This is a genomic window from Tistrella sp. (assembly GCF_002684955.1).
Classification (GTDB): domain Bacteria; phylum Pseudomonadota; class Alphaproteobacteria; order Tistrellales; family Tistrellaceae; genus Tistrella; species Tistrella mobilis.
Genome location: NZ_NYWI01000044.1, coordinates 1 through 16,907 on the forward strand (window position 1 = coordinate 1; position 16,907 = coordinate 16,907).

Annotated in this window: 14 protein-coding genes and 1 tRNA gene; all 15 read left to right on the plus strand. The window is 65.8% G+C overall.

The features are described 5' to 3' along the window. Nucleotides 1–103, plus strand: a 103-nt coding sequence (locus CMO28_RS15695) for a hypothetical protein (protein WP_296714420.1), incomplete at its 5' end; no start/stop codon positions are given. 344 nt (nucleotides 104–447) lie between these two features. Continuing rightward, nucleotides 448–522 (plus strand) — tRNA-Trp (locus CMO28_RS15700). Nucleotides 523–599: 77 nt separating this feature from the next. Then, a complete protein-coding gene (gene secE / locus CMO28_RS15705; RefSeq protein WP_014746161.1) occupies nucleotides 600–797 on the plus strand; it encodes a preprotein translocase subunit SecE in 198 nt (65 codons plus the stop codon). 21 nt (nucleotides 798–818) lie between these two features. Beyond that, nucleotides 819–1,352 (plus strand): transcription termination/antitermination protein NusG, encoded by a 534-nt coding sequence (nusG, locus tag CMO28_RS15710; RefSeq protein WP_014746160.1) that lies wholly within the window; start codon nucleotides 819–821, stop codon nucleotides 1,350–1,352. Nucleotides 1,353–1,540: 188 nt separating this feature from the next. Further along, nucleotides 1,541–1,969, plus strand: a complete 429-nt coding sequence (rplK, locus tag CMO28_RS15715; protein WP_296715100.1) for a 50S ribosomal protein L11 — start codon at nucleotides 1,541–1,543, stop codon at nucleotides 1,967–1,969. A 4-nt stretch (nucleotides 1,970–1,973) separates the two neighbouring features. After that, nucleotides 1,974–2,693: a 50S ribosomal protein L1 gene (rplA, locus tag CMO28_RS15720; RefSeq protein ID WP_014746158.1), complete on the plus strand. Its 720-nt coding sequence runs from the start codon at nucleotides 1,974–1,976 to the stop codon at nucleotides 2,691–2,693. Nucleotides 2,694–3,030: 337 nt separating this feature from the next. After that, entirely contained in the window at nucleotides 3,031–3,549 is a 519-nt protein-coding gene (gene rplJ / locus CMO28_RS15725) for a 50S ribosomal protein L10 (RefSeq protein ID WP_014746157.1), read from the plus strand. 141 nt (nucleotides 3,550–3,690) lie between these two features. Beyond that, a complete protein-coding gene (gene rplL, locus CMO28_RS15730) occupies nucleotides 3,691–4,068 on the plus strand; it encodes a 50S ribosomal protein L7/L12 (RefSeq protein ID WP_014746156.1) in 378 nt (125 codons plus the stop codon). Between the two features lie 433 nt (nucleotides 4,069–4,501). Then, nucleotides 4,502–4,687 carry a hypothetical protein gene (locus CMO28_RS15735; RefSeq protein ID WP_014746155.1) on the plus strand — a complete coding sequence of 62 codons (186 nt, stop codon included), beginning with the start codon at nucleotides 4,502–4,504 and terminating at the stop codon, nucleotides 4,685–4,687. A 118-nt stretch (nucleotides 4,688–4,805) separates the two neighbouring features. Further along, nucleotides 4,806–8,894, plus strand: a complete 4,089-nt coding sequence (gene rpoB / locus CMO28_RS15740; protein WP_296715101.1) for a DNA-directed RNA polymerase subunit beta — start codon at nucleotides 4,806–4,808, stop codon at nucleotides 8,892–8,894. A gap of 119 nt (nucleotides 8,895–9,013) precedes the next feature. Beyond that, nucleotides 9,014–13,249, plus strand: a complete 4,236-nt coding sequence (gene rpoC, locus CMO28_RS15745; RefSeq protein ID WP_062761489.1) for a DNA-directed RNA polymerase subunit beta' — start codon at nucleotides 9,014–9,016, stop codon at nucleotides 13,247–13,249. Nucleotides 13,250–13,759: 510 nt separating this feature from the next. Beyond that, nucleotides 13,760–14,131, plus strand: coding sequence for a 30S ribosomal protein S12 (gene rpsL / locus CMO28_RS15750; RefSeq protein ID WP_014746152.1), 372 nt, complete (start codon nucleotides 13,760–13,762; stop codon nucleotides 14,129–14,131). 26 nt (nucleotides 14,132–14,157) lie between these two features. Further along, nucleotides 14,158–14,628: a 30S ribosomal protein S7 gene (gene rpsG, locus CMO28_RS15755; protein WP_296715102.1), complete on the plus strand. Its 471-nt coding sequence runs from the start codon at nucleotides 14,158–14,160 to the stop codon at nucleotides 14,626–14,628. 44 nt (nucleotides 14,629–14,672) lie between these two features. Beyond that, entirely contained in the window at nucleotides 14,673–16,754 is a 2,082-nt protein-coding gene (fusA, locus tag CMO28_RS15760; RefSeq protein ID WP_062761490.1) for an elongation factor G, read from the plus strand. A 54-nt stretch (nucleotides 16,755–16,808) separates the two neighbouring features. Then, nucleotides 16,809–16,907, plus strand: a 99-nt coding sequence (locus CMO28_RS15765; RefSeq protein ID WP_296715103.1) for a GTP-binding protein, incomplete at its 3' end; no start/stop codon positions are given.

The following is a 16,907-nucleotide window of genomic DNA, read 5'->3' on the forward strand; positions in this document are numbered from 1 at the left end:
CGAGCTGATCTCGCCGATCGCCATGGACGAAGGCCTGCGCTTCGCGATCCGCGAAGGCGGCCGTACCGTCGGCGCCGGCGTCGTCGCCAAGGTGATGGGCTGACGAGACCCCGGAGGCCCGGAACCCCGGTTCCAGCGGCCTCCGGACCCGCTTTGCGGCCCCTGCCGGACAATGTTCCGGCAGGGGCCGCGGCGTTTTCCCGGCGGCGCCGGACGGTGCTTCAGGGGCGACGCGAAGAACTGCGCGCAGGGCGTCGAAAGTGTCTCGACAAGTCGGACATGACGCGCTAGAAGGATGGCCCGTCCGCACCTGCGGGCGACGGCGATCCTTGTCTGCCGAACCGGGCACCTTACGGCGTCGATCGTAGGGCAGGCCTTCAGGAAGGCGGGCCGTGATCTTTGAAGGGCACGTCGCATCGGCCGGTCCGGTGTGTCGTGCGGCGGTGGAGGAGTGTAGCTCAATGGTAGAGCACCGGTCTCCAAAACCGGGGGCTGGGGGTTCGAGTCCCTCCACTCCTGCCAACCTCTCCGCCGCGCGTTCGTGACCCCGACCCAGAGCCGCCCGGGCTGACCGGCGGCAGATCCGGAACAGAGTAGCCATGGCCAAGACTTCCCCCGGCGAGTTCGTGCGGCAGGTTCGTCAGGAGGCGCGCCGCGTCACCTGGCCGACCCGCAAGGAAACGCTGATCACCACCGCCACCGTGTTCGTGATGGCGTTCGTCGCGGCGATCTTCTTCTTCGTCGCCGACCAGGTGATCGCCTGGGGCGTTCGGCTGATCCTCGGCCTCGGCGCCTGACCTGAACGAGGAGCCGGCACCATGATCAGCAACTGGTACATCATCCACGTCTACTCGGGCTTCGAGAAGAAGGTGGCGCAGTCGATCCGCGAACAGGCCGCCCGCAAGGGTATGGAAGGCCTGATCGAAGAGGTCCTGGTGCCGTCGGAAGACGTGGTCGAGGTCCGCCGCGGCGTGAAGGTCAACACCGAGCGCAAGTTCTTCCCCGGCTATGTGCTGGTGAAGATGCAGCTGACCGACGACACCTGGCATCTGGTCAAGGACACGCCGAAGGTCACCGGGTTCCTGGGGGGCGGCGGCTCGCGCCCCGTGCCGATCACCCAGGCGGAAGCCGACCGGATCATCAATCAGGTGAAGGAAGGCGTCGAGCGCCCCAAGCCGTCGATCAGCTTCGAGATCGGCGAGCAGGTGCGGGTGGCCGACGGTCCGTTCACCTCGTTCAACGGTGTGGTCGAGGATGTCGACGACGAGCGGGCCCGCCTGAAGGTGGCCGTTTCGATCTTCGGCCGCTCGACCCCGGTCGAACTGGAATTCTCTCAGGTCGAAAAGGTCTGAGACATCAAGGCTTCGGGCGAAGCCGGCCTCTTCAGGGCCGGCTTCGCCCGCATCCGTTCCGGCATCCGCCGGGCGGATGCAGCCCGCAGCTCCGGAGCCGGTGACGGCACGGGCGATCGCGGGTGGTGCCGGCGGGAGGCCTTGCCAGGGCCGCCACCGCCGCCCCGTCTGAATGGAAGGGTCTGAACATGGCAAAGAAGATTACCGGCTATATCCGGCTTCAGGTGCCGGCCGGTAAGGCGAACCCGTCGCCGCCGATCGGTCCCGCGCTCGGTCAGCGCGGCCTGAACATCATGGAGTTCTGCAAGGCGTTCAACGCGCAGACCCAGGGTATGGAAGTCGGCATGCCGATCCCGGTGGTCATCACGGCCTACCAGGACCGCAGCTTCACCTTCATCATGAAGAAGCCGCCGGTTTCGTACTACATCAAGAAGGCCGCGGGCATCTCTAAGGGCGGTGCCACCCCCGGCAAGGCCCAGTCCGGTTCCATCACCCTCGAGCAGATCGCCAGGATCGCCGAGGACAAGATGGTCGATCTGAACGCGAACGACCTGGACGGCGCGATTCAGATGGTGAAGGGCTCGGCCCGGTCCATGGGCCTCGTGGTGGTGGAGTAATCGGATGGCGTTCCACGGCAAGCGACTGAAGCAGGCCCGCGCGACCGTCGATCGCGAGAAGCTCTACGGCCTTGACGAGGCGGTGGCGCTGGTGAAGGCCAATGCCGGCGCGAAGTTCGACGAGACCGTCGAAATCTCGGTCGGCCTGGGCGTCGATCCGCGTCACGCCGACCAGATGGTCCGTGGCGTGGTGCAGCTGCCCAACGGCACCGGCAAGAGCGTGCGCGTGGCGGTTTTCGCCCGCGGCGACAAGGCCGAAGAGGCCCGTGCGGCCGGCGCCGAAGTGGTGGGTGCGGAAGATCTGGCCGAAGAGATCCTCGGCGGCAAGATCGATTTCGAGCGCGCCATCGCGACCCCGGACCTCATGCCGGTGGTGGGTCGTCTGGGCCGCGTGCTCGGCCCCCGCGGCCTGATGCCGAACCCGAAGCTCGGCACCGTCACCCCGAACGTCGCCGATGCGGTCAAGGCCGCCAAGGCCGGCCAGGTTGAATTCCGCGTCGAAAAGGCCGGTATCATCCATGGTGGCGTCGGCAAGGCGAGCTTCTCGGAGACCGCCCTGGTCGAGAACATCCGCGCCTTCGTGGATGCGCTGATCAAGGCGAAGCCGTCGGGTGCCAAGGGCACCTACCTGAAGAAGCTGGCGCTCAGCTCGACCATGGGTCCGGGCGTGCGCGTCGACGTTGCCGAGATCACCCAGCCGGGTGGTCAGGGCAACGCGGCCTGAGCAGACCAGATTCATCCGGCCTGCGGGTTCCCGCGGGCCGGATGACTGAAGACCGTCCTGTCCGAGACGGCAGGTGTGCCGGACCCCCGGTTCCGACCGGAGCGCCCGGCATTTAATGGATCCCCCGGGATCCGCCTGTCCAGACGGCGAGCAATCGATCCGGTACGGCGTCTTGCCGGTCCGGACGGTTCGCAGACTCGCGGCAGGTGCGGACGGCACCCTGACGGTTCCCGGCCTGGCCGGAGACCGGAGACGGTGCCACCGAGCCGCGATGCGGCGTCCCCCTTATGCAGGGGAGCCGGCGCGTCGCATGGTAACCCACACGCGGAGACGAACCGTGGATCGTGCAAGCAAGGAAGAGCTGGTCGCAGAACTGCGCCAGTCCTTCACGTCCGCGGGCGTCGTGGTGGTGACCCATTACCGGGGTCTGACGGTGGCCGAGTCCACCCAGCTCCGGATCGGGATGCGCGAGGTTGGCGCGTCCTTCAAGGTCACCAAGAACACGCTCGCCCGTCTGGCACTCCAGGGGACGGCTTTCGAGGGGATCATCCCGCTGTTCAACGGCCCGACCGCCATTGCGGTGTCGTCGGATCCGGTGGCGGCGGCCAAGGCCACGATGAAGTTCGCCAAGACCAACGAGAAGCTCGTTGTTCTGGGCGGCGGCATCATCGGTCAGACCCTCGACGCCAACGGCATCAAGGCCCTTGCGGACCTGCCGTCGCTCGACGAACTGCGCGGCAAGCTCATCGGCGTCCTTCAGGCGCCCGCGAGCCGCATCGTCGGCGTGCTGCAGGCCCCCGGCGGCCAGCTGGCCCGTGTCCTCAAGGCCTATGCCGAGAAGGACCAGGCCGCCTGACCCCAGGCTGCCCACCCCTCGGACCAAACCCATCATCGAAGGCCCGCCCGACCCAGGGCACCGGTTGGTGGCACGGCAGATGCCGGCCCATGACCGGACCCCGCGCGGGCCGACCCGGATCGAAGTTCAGGAGCTACTACAATGGCCGATCTCGCCCGCCTGGTTGACGAGCTGTCCGCCCTCACCGTTATCGAGGCCGCCGAGCTCTCGAAGATGCTCGAAGAGAAGTGGGGCGTCTCCGCCGCCGCTCCGGTCGCCGTGGCTGCCGCCGGTGGCGCCGCCGAGGCTGCTGCCCCGGTCGAGGAGAAGACCGAGTTCGACGTGATCCTCGCCGACGCCGGTGACAAGAAGATCAACGTCATCAAGGAAGTCCGTGCGATCACGGGCCTTGGCCTGAAGGAAGCCAAGGACCTGGTCGAGGGCGCGCCGAAGCCGGTGAAGGAAGGCGTGACCAAGGACGAAGCCGAGGCGATGAAGAAGAAGCTGGAAGAGGCCGGTGCGAAGGTCGAAGTGAAGTAATTCACCCGACCCGACGCATCGCTCGACCGAGCGATCCGCCGCGACGCCCAAGGGTGTCGCGGCAGCTGCGCCGCCCGACCCCGGTTCGCCCGGGGGCGGGCGGCGTCGCCTTGCCGGGAGGATCCTTCGGTGGCATCGCCGCCGGGGGCGCGACGGGCAGGGCCGTGTGGCCGGCGGGCCGGACCATCGATCGATCGCCGCCGTGATGGGCGCAGCCACGGGCTGCAACAAAAATCTTCCCATCCGCCTCGCTTTCGGATATAGTCACAGGCTCGCAAGTGGTGACGGGCAGCTTTGGCTCCGCGACAGGCTGGACACACGCAACTACTTACGGGTTTCATCGGGCGTCATGCAGGATCCGGCATGGCGCCGCAACCGCATGTGTATGTGGCTGGATCGGACGCGTCTCCGGGTGTGTGGATTTCAGACGGATATGCAGGCGATCGTCCCTCGGCGGAAGGATGCGATCCCGTCATGGACGGGCACGCAGCAGGACGTGAACGACGGATGGCTGGTCGGCTCATCGCAGCGCGCGACGCGCGCGGGCGGAGTGCCGGCCGTTTTCGTCGAAACGTCCGACTTCACCGGCGCGTCGGCAGCCGGTGGCCTGGGGCGGTGAGTGCGGGATCGACTGTCTGAGGACCGGCTCCGGTGAATGCCGGGGGTCCTGCAGGCGGGGCGGGCGCATGAATTGACGGCGCCGACGCCGTTAGAAAAACGGTTCGAGAGGAACGACGATGGCATACTCGTTTACGGGTCGCAAGCGCGTTCGGAAGAGCTTCGGTCGCATTCCCGAAGTCACGACGCTGCCGAACCTGATCGAGGTCCAGAAGAAGTCGTACGACCAGTTCCTTCAGCTCGACGCCGATCCGGCCCAGCGCCCGGATAGCGGTCTGCAGGGCGTGTTCAAGTCGGTTTTTCCGATCAAGGACTTTTCCGACCGCGCGACTCTCGAGTTCGTGCGCTATGAACTCGAGACCCCGAAGTTCGACGTCGAGGAATGCCAGCAGCGCGGCATGACCTTCGCCGCGCCGCTGAAGGTCACGCTGCGTCTGGTCGTGTGGGACATCGACGAAGACACCGGCGCCCGGTCGATCCGCGACATCAAGGAGCAGGACGTCTACATGGGCGACATGCCGCTCATGACGGACAAGGGCACCTTCATCGTCAACGGCACCGAGCGCGTCATCGTCAGCCAGATGCACCGCTCGCCGGGCGTCTTCTTCGACCATGACCGCGGCAAGACCCATGCCTCGGGCAAGCTGCTCTACGCCGCCCGGATCATCCCCTATCGCGGCTCGTGGCTCGATTTCGAGTTCGACGCCAAGGATCTGGTCTATGTGCGCATCGACCGTCGCCGCAAGCTGCCGGCGACCACGCTGCTGCGCGCGCTCGGCTATGACAACGAGCAGATCCTCTCGACCTTCTACGCCACGATCACCTACGAGCAGAACGACAAGGGCTGGCAGACGCCCTTCGTCGAAGACCGCCTGCGCGGCATCAAGCTCGCTCGCGACCTGATCGACGCCGATACCGGCGAGGTCGTCGCCGAGGCCGGCAAGAAGCTGGCGCCGCGGGTGATCCGCAAGCTGGTCGAAAGCGGCCTGCGCGCCTTCGTGGTGGCGCCGGAAGACCTGATCGGCGCCTATGCCGGCGAAGACGTGATCGACGAGACCACCGGCGAGGTCCTGATCGAGGCCGGTGACGAGATCACCGCCGAGCATCTGGTGAAGCTGGAGGAGCTGGGCATCACCCGGCTGCCGACGCTGGCGATCGACCACATCAATGTGGGCGCCTATATGCGCAACACGCTGATGCTGGACCGCACCGACACCCGCGACGAAGCGCTCATGAACATCTACCGGGTGATGCGCCCGGGTGAGCCGCCGACCCCCGAGACCGCCGAGGCCCTGTTCGAGAGCCTGTTCTTCGACAGCGAGCGCTACGACCTGTCGGCCGTCGGTCGCGTGAAGATGAACATGCGTCTCGGCCTCGACACCGACGACAGCGTGCGGGTGCTGCGCCGCGAGGACATCCTCTCGGTCATCAAGACCCTGGTCGACCTGAAGGACGGCAAGGGCGAGATCGACGACATCGACCATCTCGGCAATCGCCGTGTCCGGTCGGTCGGCGAGCTGATGGAGAACCAGTACCGCATCGGTCTGCTGCGCATGGAGCGCGCGATCAAGGAGCGTATGGGCTCGGTCGACATCGAGTCGGTCATGCCCCACGACCTGATCAATGCGAAGCCGGCGGCGGCGGCGGTGCGCGAGTTCTTCGGCTCGTCGCAGCTGTCGCAGTTCATGGACCAGACCAACCCGCTGTCGGAAATCACCCATAAGCGCCGCCTGTCGGCGCTTGGCCCGGGCGGTCTGACCCGCGAGCGGGCGGGCTTCGAGGTCCGCGACATCCATCCCACGCATTACGGCCGCATCTGCCCGATCGAGACGCCGGAAGGCCCGAATATCGGTCTGATCAACAGCCTGGCCACCTATGCGCGGGTGAACAAATACGGCTTCATCGAAAGCCCCTATCGTAAGGTGGTCGACGGCCGCGTCACCGACGAGGGCGTGTACCTCTCGGCGATGGAAGAGGGCCGCTACACCATCGCGCAGGCCAATGCCGATCTCGATGCCGAAGGCCGCTTCATCAACGAGCTGGTGACCTGCCGCGAGATGGGCGAGTTCGTGATGTCGCCGCGCGAGCAGATCACCCATATCGACGTGTCGCCGAAGCAGCTGGTTTCGGTTGCGGCCTCGCTGATCCCGTTCCTTGAGAACGACGACGCGAACCGCGCGCTGATGGGCTCGAACATGCAGCGTCAGGCGGTGCCGCTGGTCCGTGCCGAGGCGCCGCTGGTCGGCACCGGCATCGAGCCGGTGGTGGCACGCGACTCGGGCGTGGCGCTGGCCGCAAAGCGCGGCGGCGTGGTCGACCAGGTCGACGCCACCCGCATCGTGATCCGCGTGACCGACGGCGACGGCGCCACCAACGGCGTCGACATCTACAAGCTGTCGAAGTTCCAGCGGTCGAACCAGAACACCTGCATCAACCAGCGTCCGCTGGTGAAGGTGGGTGACCGGATCCAGGCCGGCGACATCATCGCCGACGGCCCGTCGACCGAGCTGGGCGACCTCGCCCTCGGCCGGAACGTGCTCGTCGCGTTCATGCCGTGGATGGGCTACAACTTCGAGGACTCGATCCTCATCTCGGAACGCATTGTCTCGGACGACGTGTTCACCTCGATCCATATCGAGGAATTCGAGGTGATGGCCCGCGACACGAAGCTGGGACCTGAGGAAATCACCCGCGACATCCCGAATGTCGGTGAGGAAGGCCTCCGCAATCTCGACGAGGCCGGCATCACCTATATCGGTGCCGAGGTGAAGGCGGGCGACATTCTGGTCGGCAAGGTCACGCCGAAGGGCGAAAGCCCGATGACGCCGGAAGAGAAGCTGCTCCGCGCCATTTTCGGCGAGAAGGCCGCGAATGTTCGCGACACCTCGCTGCGCGTGCCGCCGGGTGTGACCGGCACCGTCGTCGAAGTGCGGGTGTTCTCGCGCCGCGGCGTCGACAAGGACCAGCGCGCCCTGGCGATCGAGCGGGAAGAGATCGACCGTCTGGCCAAGGACCGCGACGACGAGCGCGCGATCCTGGAGCGCAACGCCTATCGCCAGCTCCGCGACCTGCTCGACGGTCAGAAGATCGTCGGCGGCCCGCGCGGCATCAAGGCGGGCGAGGTGGTGACCGACGAGGTGCTCTCGTCCTTCACCCGCGGTCAGTGGTGGCAGATCGCCATCGCCGACGAGGCGCGCATGGCCGATATCGAAGCGGTGAAGAAGCAGCTCGACCAGCGGGTCGATCAGCTTCAGAAGCGCTTCGAGAACAAGGTCGAGAAGCTGCAGCGCGGCGACGAGCTGCCGCCCGGCGTGCTCAAGATGGTCAAGGTCTTCATCGCCGTGAAGCGCAAGCTTCAGCCGGGCGACAAGATGGCCGGCCGTCACGGCAACAAGGGCGTCATCTCGCGGATCATGCCGATCGAGGACATGCCGTATCTGGAAGACGGCGGCAATGTCGACATCGTGCTGAACCCGCTGGGCGTGCCGAGCCGCATGAATGTCGGGCAGATCCTCGAGACGCATCTGGGCTGGGCCTCGGCCGGGCTCGGCCGCAAGATCGGCAAGATCGTCGAGGAGCTGGATCGCGGCAAGACCATGGAGGACCTGCGTGCCTATCTGCGTCAGGTCTATGAGCGGGAAGACGACTGCCGCGAGATCGACGCGATGTCGGATGCCGAGGTGCTGGAGCTGGCGCGCAATCTGAAGCGCGGCGTGCCGATGGCGACCCCGGTCTTCGACGGTGCCAACGAAGGCGACGTCGTGCGCATGCTCGAAGAAGCCGGGCTCGACCATTCCGGTCAGGTCCAGCTGATCGACGGCCGCACGGGTGAGCCCTTCGACCGCAAGGTGACCGTGGGCTACATCTACATGCTGAAGCTCCACCACCTGGTCGACGACAAGATCCACGCCCGGTCCATCGGCCCCTACAGCCTGGTCACCCAGCAGCCGCTGGGCGGTAAGGCGCATTTCGGCGGTCAGCGTTTCGGTGAAATGGAGGTGTGGGCGCTCCAGGCCTATGGTGCCGCCTACACGCTGCAGGAAATGCTGACGGTGAAGTCCGACGACGTGTCGGGCCGGACCAAGATCTACGAGGCGATCGTCAAGGGCGACGATACCTTCGAGGCCGGCATTCCCGAGAGCTTCAACGTTCTCGTGAAGGAAATCCAGGCACTCGGCCTCGACGTCGAACTGGTCCGTAACGACTGACGCCATCGGCCCGGCCGATCTCCGGCGCGGCGGATGGATATGGCTGCCATATCCGTCCGCCGCGCCGTCCGCACTCCGCAGACCTTGCGGAAGACGCGCTAAGGGAGAGCGACTTTCCCATGAACAACGACGTGCTCAATCTGTTCGGCTTCGGTTCGGGGGCGCAGTCCTTCGATGCGATCCGCATCTCCATCGCCAGCCCGGAGAAGATCCGGTCGTGGTCGTATGGCGAGGTCAAGAAGCCCGAGACGATCAACTACCGCACGTTCAAGCCGGAGCGCGACGGCCTGTTCTGCGCACGCATTTTCGGTCCGATCAAGGACTACGAATGCCTGTGCGGCAAGTACAAGCGCATGAAGCATCGCGGCATCGTCTGCGAGAAGTGCGGCGTCGAGGTCATTCAGGCCAAGGTGCGTCGTGAACGCATGGGCCATATCGAACTGGCCTCGCCGGTCGCGCATATCTGGTTCCTGAAGTCGCTGCCCTCGCGCATCGGCCTTCTGCTCGACATGACGCTGAAGGACATCGAGCGGGTTCTCTATTTCGAGAACTACGTGGTGATGGAGCCGGGCCTCACACCGCTCAAGCAGCACCAGCTGCTGACGGAAGAGCAGTTCATGCGTGCGCAGGAGGAGTACGGCCCGGACGCCTTCCAGGCGGGTATCGGCGCCGAAGCCATCCGCGACATGCTGAAGCAGCTCGATCTCGATCGCGAGAGCGACGAGATGCGCACCGAGCTGGTCGAGACCTCGTCGGAAGCCAAGCGCAAAAAGCTGGTCAAGCGGCTGAAGCTGCTCGAATCCTTCATCGAGTCCGAGAATCGTCCCGAGTGGATGATCCTGGAAGTCGTGCCCGTCATCCCGCCGGACCTGCGCCCGCTGGTGCCGCTGGACGGTGGCCGCTTCGCGACCTCGGACCTGAACGACCTCTATCGCCGCGTCATCAACCGCAACAACCGCCTGAAGCGTCTGCTCGAACTGCGTGCGCCCGACATCATCGTGCGCAACGAGAAGCGCATGCTGCAGGAAGCGGTGGATGCGCTGTTCGACAACGGCCGTCGCGGCCGCGTCATCACCGGCGCCAACAAGCGTCCGCTGAAGTCGCTGTCCGACATGCTGAAGGGCAAGCAGGGCCGGTTCCGTCAGAACCTGCTCGGCAAGCGCGTCGACTATTCGGGTCGTTCGGTCATCGTGGTGGGCCCGGAGCTGAAGCTCCACCAGTGCGGCCTGCCCAAGAAGATGGCGCTCGAACTCTTCAAGCCGTTCATCTACTCGAAGCTCGAACTCTATGGCCTCGCCACCACCATCAAGGCGGCGAAGCGCATGGTGGAGAAAGAGCGCCCCGAGGTCTGGGACGTGCTCGACGAGGTCATCCGCGAGCATCCGGTGTTCCTGAACCGCGCGCCGACCCTGCATCGCCTCGGCATTCAGGCTTTCGAGCCGGTGCTGATCGAGGGCAAGGCGATCCAGCTGCACCCGCTGGTCTGCGCGGCCTTCAACGCCGACTTCGACGGCGACCAGATGGCGGTGCATGTGCCGCTGTCGATCGAGGCGCAGCTTGAAGCCCGCGTGCTCATGATGTCGACCAACAACATCCTGAGCCCGGCGAACGGCAAGCCGATCATCGTGCCGTCGCAGGACATCGTCCTCGGCCTCTACTACCAGACCCAGATCGGCGAGAACGAGCTGGGCGAGGGCATGGTGTTCGCCGATGTGGGCGAGATCGACCAGGCGCTCGACGCCGGCGTCGTCAGCCTGCATGCCAAGATCCGCTGCCGCTACCGCACGGTGGACGACGACAACAACCCGATCACGGTGATGGTGGATGCGACCCCGGGCCGCATGCTGCTCTCCGAGATCCTGCCGCGGAACCCCAAGATCAAGTTCGACCTGATCAACCGGGTTCTGACCAAGAAAGAGATCACCAACGTCATCGACGCCGTCTACCGCCACTGCGGTCAGAAGGAAACGGTGATCTTCTGCGACCGGCTGATGGCACTCGGCTTCCGCCGTGCGGCGCGCGCCGGCATCTCGTTCGGCAAGGACGACATGATCGTCCCCGACGAGAAGGCGGAGCTGGTGGCCGTCACCACCGAAGAGGTGAAGCAGTACGAGACCCAGTACCAGGAGGGTCTCATCACCAAGGGTGAAAAGTACAACAAGGTCGTCGACGCCTGGGCGAAGTGCACCGACCAGGTCGCGGACGCCATGATGCGCGTCATCTCGGGTCAGGGGCAGGCGGGCATGGCCAAAAGCCCCCGCCACATGAACTCGATCTATATGATGGCCCATTCCGGCGCCCGTGGTTCGGCGGCCCAGATGAAGCAGCTCGCGGGCATGCGCGGCCTGATGGCCAAGCCCTCGGGCGAGATCATCGAGACGCCGATCATCTCGAACTTCAAGGAAGGCCTGTCGGTGCTCGAGTACTTCAACTCGACGCACGGTGCCCGTAAGGGCCTGGCCGACACGGCGCTGAAGACCGCGAACTCGGGTTACCTCACCCGCCGTCTCGTCGACGTGGCGCAGGACTGCGTCATCACCGAAGAGGATTGCGGGACCGAGCAGGGCCTGATGACCCGTGCCGTCATCGACGGCGGCGTGGTGATCGAGACCCTGGCCGATCGCATCCTGGGCCGGACCGCCGCCGAGGCGGTGACCCATCCCACGACCGGCGAGGTCGTGGTCGCTGCCGGCGAGCTGATCGACGAGGCGGTGGTCGAGCGGGTCGACGAGGCCGGCGTCGAAGCCATCCGCATCCGCTCGGTGCTGACCTGCGAGAGCGGCCACGGCGTCTGCGCGGCCTGCTATGGTCGCGATCTGGCACGCGGCACGCGGGTGAATATCGGCGAGGCGGTCGGCGTCATCGCGGCGCAGTCGATCGGCGAGCCGGGCACGCAGCTGACCATGCGGACCTTCCATATCGGCGGTGCGGCGCAGCGCGGCGCGGTCGTCTCCAGCATCGAGGCCAATTACGAAGGCCGCGTGCAGCTGGTGAACCGCAATGTGGTGCGCGACAGCCAGGGTGCCCTGGTCGTCATGTCCCGCAATCTCGAAGTCGTCCTCCTTGCCGAGGACGGTCGCGAGAAGGCGCGGCACAAGGTGCCCTATGGTGGTCGTCTGTTCGTGGACGAGGGCCAGATGGTCACCGCCGGCCAGCGTCTGGCGGACTGGGACCCGTATACGGTGCCGATCATCACCGAAACCAGCGGTGTGGCGCATTACGTCGACCTGGTCGACGGCATCTCGCTGCTGGAACGGATGGACGAGGCCACCGGTATCGCCAACAAGGTGGTCATCGACTGGCGCCAGCAGCCCCGTGGCGCGGATCTGCGCCCGCGGATCACGCTGCGCGACAGCCAGGGCGAGGTCCTGACCCTGCCGAACGGCATGGAAGCCCGCTATTTCATGAGCGTGGATGCCGTGCTGTCGGTGGAGAACGGCCAGCAGGTGAACGCAGGTGACGTTCTGGCGCGTATCCCGCGCGAGAGCAGCAAGACCCGCGACATCACCGGTGGTCTGCCGCGCGTCGCGGAACTGTTCGAGGCCCGCAAGCCCAAGGATCATGCGGTCATCGCCGAGATCCAGGGCAAGGTCGAGTTCGGCCGCGACTACAAGAGCAAGCGCCGCATCCTGATCGTGCCGGACGAGGCGGATCAGGAGCCGCGCGAGTACCTGGTCCCGAAGGGCAAGCACCTGACGGTCCAGGAGGGCGACTATGTCCGCCGCGGCGACCTGCTGATGGACGGCAACCCGGTGCCCCACGACATCCTGCGCGTGCTGGGTGTCGAGGAGCTGGCCTCCTACCTGATCAACGAGATCCAGGAGGTCTACCGGCTGCAGGGCGTGAAGATCAACGACAAGCACATCGAGGTGATCGTTCGCCAGATGCTGCAGAAGGTCGAGATCCTGGATCCGGGCGACACCACCTTCCTGCTCGGCGAGCAGGTCGACCGGTTCGAGTTCGACCAGATCAACGCCAAGGTCCGGCAGCGCAATGCCGAGCGTCTGGCGTCGGAAGGCGGCGAGCGTCAGCCCGACATGCGCGAGGCGAAGGCCGAGCCGGTGCTCCAGGGCATCACCAAGGCCTCGCTGCTGACCCGGTCGTTCATCTCGGCGGCGTCGTTCCAGGAGACCACCCGCGTGCTCACCGAGGCGGCGACCGCCGGCAAGATGGACACGCTGGACGGCCTGAAGGAGAACGTCATCGTCGGCCGGCTGATCCCGGCCGGCACCGGTGCCGCCGTGAACCGGCTGAAGTCGATCGCGGCCAACCGCGACAAGGCCCTGCTCGGCAACGAGGACGGCGACGAGACGGCGCTGGAAAGCTCCGCCGACGTGCCGGGCGCTGCGGAGTAATCCTGCAGGCCAGGACGCCCCGGACGACACCGCGGCCCTGTTGCTGCCCTTCAAGGGGCAGCAACAGGGCCGTCGGCGTTTCAGGGGAGGCGGGGAGGGGAGGGGCCGGGGCATGCAGATGATGCAGGTCCGCTACCCGCCCCGGAGGTCCGGGCCCTCGCTTTTCGCGGGAATCCTGCAGGATTCCGCAGAGTCCCGCGGGATTCCCCGACAGGCCGGAAACCCTTGCGTGTCAAGCCTTTTGGGGTTGACGGGGGGAGGGGCCACAACTAGTATGCGCGCTCACTTCGGGGGCTGGTGTGCGGACCCCCATGGGCGGGCGCGTCCATGCCGCACGGACATCCGGTCCCCTCCATGCCGTAGGGGCCGGCGAAAACAGCCCCCGGAAGGTAAAGCCTTTCCCGAGCCGGCATTTGTGCCGTTGGCGGGAAAGGGGCTTTGCCCTCCGACGGTTTTTGTGTGGACGCAGGGTCGCAAACCCTGCAGCCCAAGTTTGACGGGATCGATTGGATGCCCACGATCAATCAGCTGATCCGCAAGCCGCGCCTCGCGCCGGTGGATCGCAACAAGGTGCCGGCCCTCGAGGCGTGCCCCCAGAAGCGTGGTGTCTGCACCCGCGTGTACACGACCACCCCGAAGAAGCCGAACTCGGCGCTTCGTAAGGTCGCCCGCGTGCGTCTGACCAACAGCTTCGAAGTCACCAGCTACATTCCGGGCGAAGGTCACAACCTTCAGGAGCACTCGGTGGTGCTGATCCGTGGCGGCCGCGTGAAGGACCTTCCGGGCGTGCGCTACCACATCCTCCGCGGCACGCTGGACACCCAGGGCGTCAAGAACCGTCGTCAGCGTCGTTCGAAGTACGGCGCCAAGCGGCCGAAGTGATCCGGCCGTCAAGGAGAGGTTGATCCATGTCCCGTCGTCATGCCGCTGAAAAGCGCCAGGTTCTCCCGGATCCGAAGTTCGGCGATGCCATCGTCAGCAAGTTCATGAACGTGCTGATGTATGATGGCAAGAAGTCGGTCGCGGAAGCGATCGTCTACGGCGCCTTCGATCTGATCGAGCAGAAGACCCGTCAGGAAGGCCTCCGCGTCTTCCACGAGGCGCTCGAGAACGTGCGCCCGGCGGTCGAGGTGAAGAGCCGCCGCGTCGGTGGTGCCACCTATCAGGTCCCGGTCGAGGTCCGCCCCGATCGCGCCCAGGCCCTGGCCATCCGCTGGCTGATCACCGCCGCCCGGAACCGTTCCGAGAACACGGCGGTGGAGCGTCTGGCCGGCGAACTGCTCGATGCCGCGCAGAGCCGTGGCACCGCAATCAAGAAGCGTGAAGACACCCACCGCATGGCGGACGCCAACAAGGCGTTCTCGCACTATCGCTGGTAACGGGTCGGCCGTCTCTTAGAAACCCCAGCTTCCTGGACGCGAACATGGCACGCACGACGCCCATCGAGGCCTACCGCAACATCGGCATCATGGCGCACATCGATGCCGGTAAGACGACGACGACCGAGCGCATCCTCTATTACACCGGCCGGTCCCACAAGATCGGTGAGGTGCACGAGGGTGCGGCCACGATGGACTGGATGGAGCAGGAGCAGGAGCGCGGCATCACCATCACGTCGGCCGCGACGACCTGCTTCTGGAACAACCACCGCATCAACATCATCGACACCCCGGGCCACGTCGACTTCACCATCGAGGTGGAGCGTTCGCTCCGCGTTCTCGACGGCGCGGTCGCGGTGTTCGACAGTGTCGCGGGCGTCGAGCCCCAGTCGGAGACGGTGTGGCGTCAGGCGGACAAGTACCGCGTGCCGCGCATCTGCTTCGTCAACAAGATGGACCGCATGGGCGCCAACTTCTACCGCTGCGTCGACATGATGGTCGACCGGCTGGGCGCCAACCCGCTGGTTCTGAGCCTGCCGATCGGCTCCGAGTCGGAATATGTCGGCATCGTCGACCTGGTGAAGATGAAGGCGGTCGTCTGGAAGGACGAGAGCCTCGGCGCCGAGTTCGAAGAGCGTGACATCCCGGCCGATCTCGCCGACCGCGCCGAAGAGTACCGCCAGAAGCTGGTCGAGACGGCCGTCGAGGCCGACGACGAGGTGATGGAGGCCTATCTCGAAGGCAACGAGCCGGACGTCGCCACCCTGAAGCGCTGCATCCGCAAGGGCACTCTGGCGCGTCAGTTCGTCCCCGTGATCAACGGTTCGGCGTTCAAGAACAAGGGCGTGCAGCCCCTGCTCGACGCTGTGATCGACTTCCTGCCCTCGCCGGTCGATGTCCCCTCCGTCCGCGGCACCGCCGTCGACGATCCGGAGACCACGCTGGTCCGCGAGAGCAAGGACGAGGCGCCCTTCTCGGCGCTGGCCTTCAAGATCATGTCGGACCCCTTCGTCGGCTCGCTGACCTATATCCGTGTCTATTCGGGTGTGGTCGAGAGCGGCTCCTACGTGCTGAACACCGTGAAGGGTGATCGCGAGCGCGTCGGCCGCATGCTGCTGATGCATGCGAACAGCCGCGAAGACGTCAAGGAAGCCCGCGCCGGCGATATCGTGGCGCTCTGCGGCATGAAGGGCACCACCACCGGTGACACCCTCTGCGCCTCGGATGCCAAGATCATCCTGGAGCGCATGGAGTTCCCGGATCCGGTGATCGAGGTCGCGGTCGAGCCGAAGACCAAGAGCGACCAGGAGAAGATGGGCCTCGCCCTGTCGCGTCTGGCGCAGGAGGATCCGTCCTTCCGCGTGTCGACCGACGAGGAAAGCGGCCAGACCGTGATCAAGGGCATGGGCGAGCTCCATCTCGAGATCATCGTCGATCGCATGCGCCGCGAGTTCAAGGTCGAGGCGAATGTCGGTCAGCCGCAGGTGGCCTATCGCGAGCGCTTCGGCCAGGCGGTCGAGGTCGACTACACCCACAAGAAGCAGACCGGCGGTTCGGGCCAGTTCGCGCGGGTGAAGCTGAAGTTCGAGCCCGTCGAGGGCGAGGAAGGCTTCGCGTTCGAGAACAAGGTCGTCGGCGGCTCGGTTCCGCGCGAATACGTCCCCGGCGTTCAGAAGGGCATCGAGTCCTGCCTGGGCAACGGCGTGATCGCGGGTTTCCCGGTGGTGAACCTCAAGGCCGAACTGATCGACGGCGCCTATCACGACGTCGACAGCTCGGTGCTCGCCTTCGAAATCGCGTCGCGTGCTGCGTTCCGCGAGGCCATGGGCAAGAGCCGTCCGGTCCTCCTCGAGCCGATCATGAAGGTCGAGGTCGTCACTCCGGACGAGTACATGGGCGACATCATCGGCGACCTGAACAGCCGCCGTGGTCAGGTGAGCAGCATGGACAGCCGCGGCAACGCCCGCGTCGTGAACGCCATGGTGCCGCTGGCCAGCATGTTCGGCTACGTCAACCAGCTGCGCTCGATGTCCCAGGGCCGCGCCCAGTACACGATGCAGTTCGACCATTACGAGCCGGTTCCGCAGCATCTGGCGGACGAGGTCAAGGCGAAGTACGCGGGCTGATCCGCGGATCGACGACCGGTTTGAAAAACGTTTGGAAAGACGGAGGCGAGAGCCATGGGTAAGGAAAAGTTCGAGCGCAGCAAGCCGCACGTGAACATCGGCACGATCGGTCACGTGGACCATGGCAAGACGACGCTGACGGCTGCGATCACG

Bases quoted from the DNA above. Each gene is read 5' to 3' on its own strand.
- secE (WP_014746161.1), top strand. From the start codon at position 600: ATGGCCAAGACTTCCCCCGGCGAGTTCGTGCGGCAGGTTCGTCAGGAG.
- nusG (WP_014746160.1), top strand. From the start codon at position 819: ATGATCAGCAACTGGTACATCATCCACGTCTACTCGGGCTTCGAGAAG.
- rplK (WP_296715100.1), top strand. From the start codon at position 1,541: ATGGCAAAGAAGATTACCGGCTATATCCGGCTTCAGGTGCCGGCCGGT.
- rplA (WP_014746158.1), top strand. From the start codon at position 1,974: ATGGCGTTCCACGGCAAGCGACTGAAGCAGGCCCGCGCGACCGTCGAT.
- rplL (WP_014746156.1), top strand. From the start codon at position 3,691: ATGGCCGATCTCGCCCGCCTGGTTGACGAGCTGTCCGCCCTCACCGTT.
- CMO28_RS15735 (WP_014746155.1), top strand. From the start codon at position 4,502: ATGCAGGCGATCGTCCCTCGGCGGAAGGATGCGATCCCGTCATGGACG.
- rpoB (WP_296715101.1), top strand. From the start codon at position 4,806: ATGGCATACTCGTTTACGGGTCGCAAGCGCGTTCGGAAGAGCTTCGGT.
- rpoC (WP_062761489.1), top strand. From the start codon at position 9,014: ATGAACAACGACGTGCTCAATCTGTTCGGCTTCGGTTCGGGGGCGCAG.
- rpsL (WP_014746152.1), top strand. From the start codon at position 13,760: ATGCCCACGATCAATCAGCTGATCCGCAAGCCGCGCCTCGCGCCGGTG.
- rpsG (WP_296715102.1), top strand. From the start codon at position 14,158: ATGTCCCGTCGTCATGCCGCTGAAAAGCGCCAGGTTCTCCCGGATCCG.
- fusA (WP_062761490.1), top strand. From the start codon at position 14,673: ATGGCACGCACGACGCCCATCGAGGCCTACCGCAACATCGGCATCATG.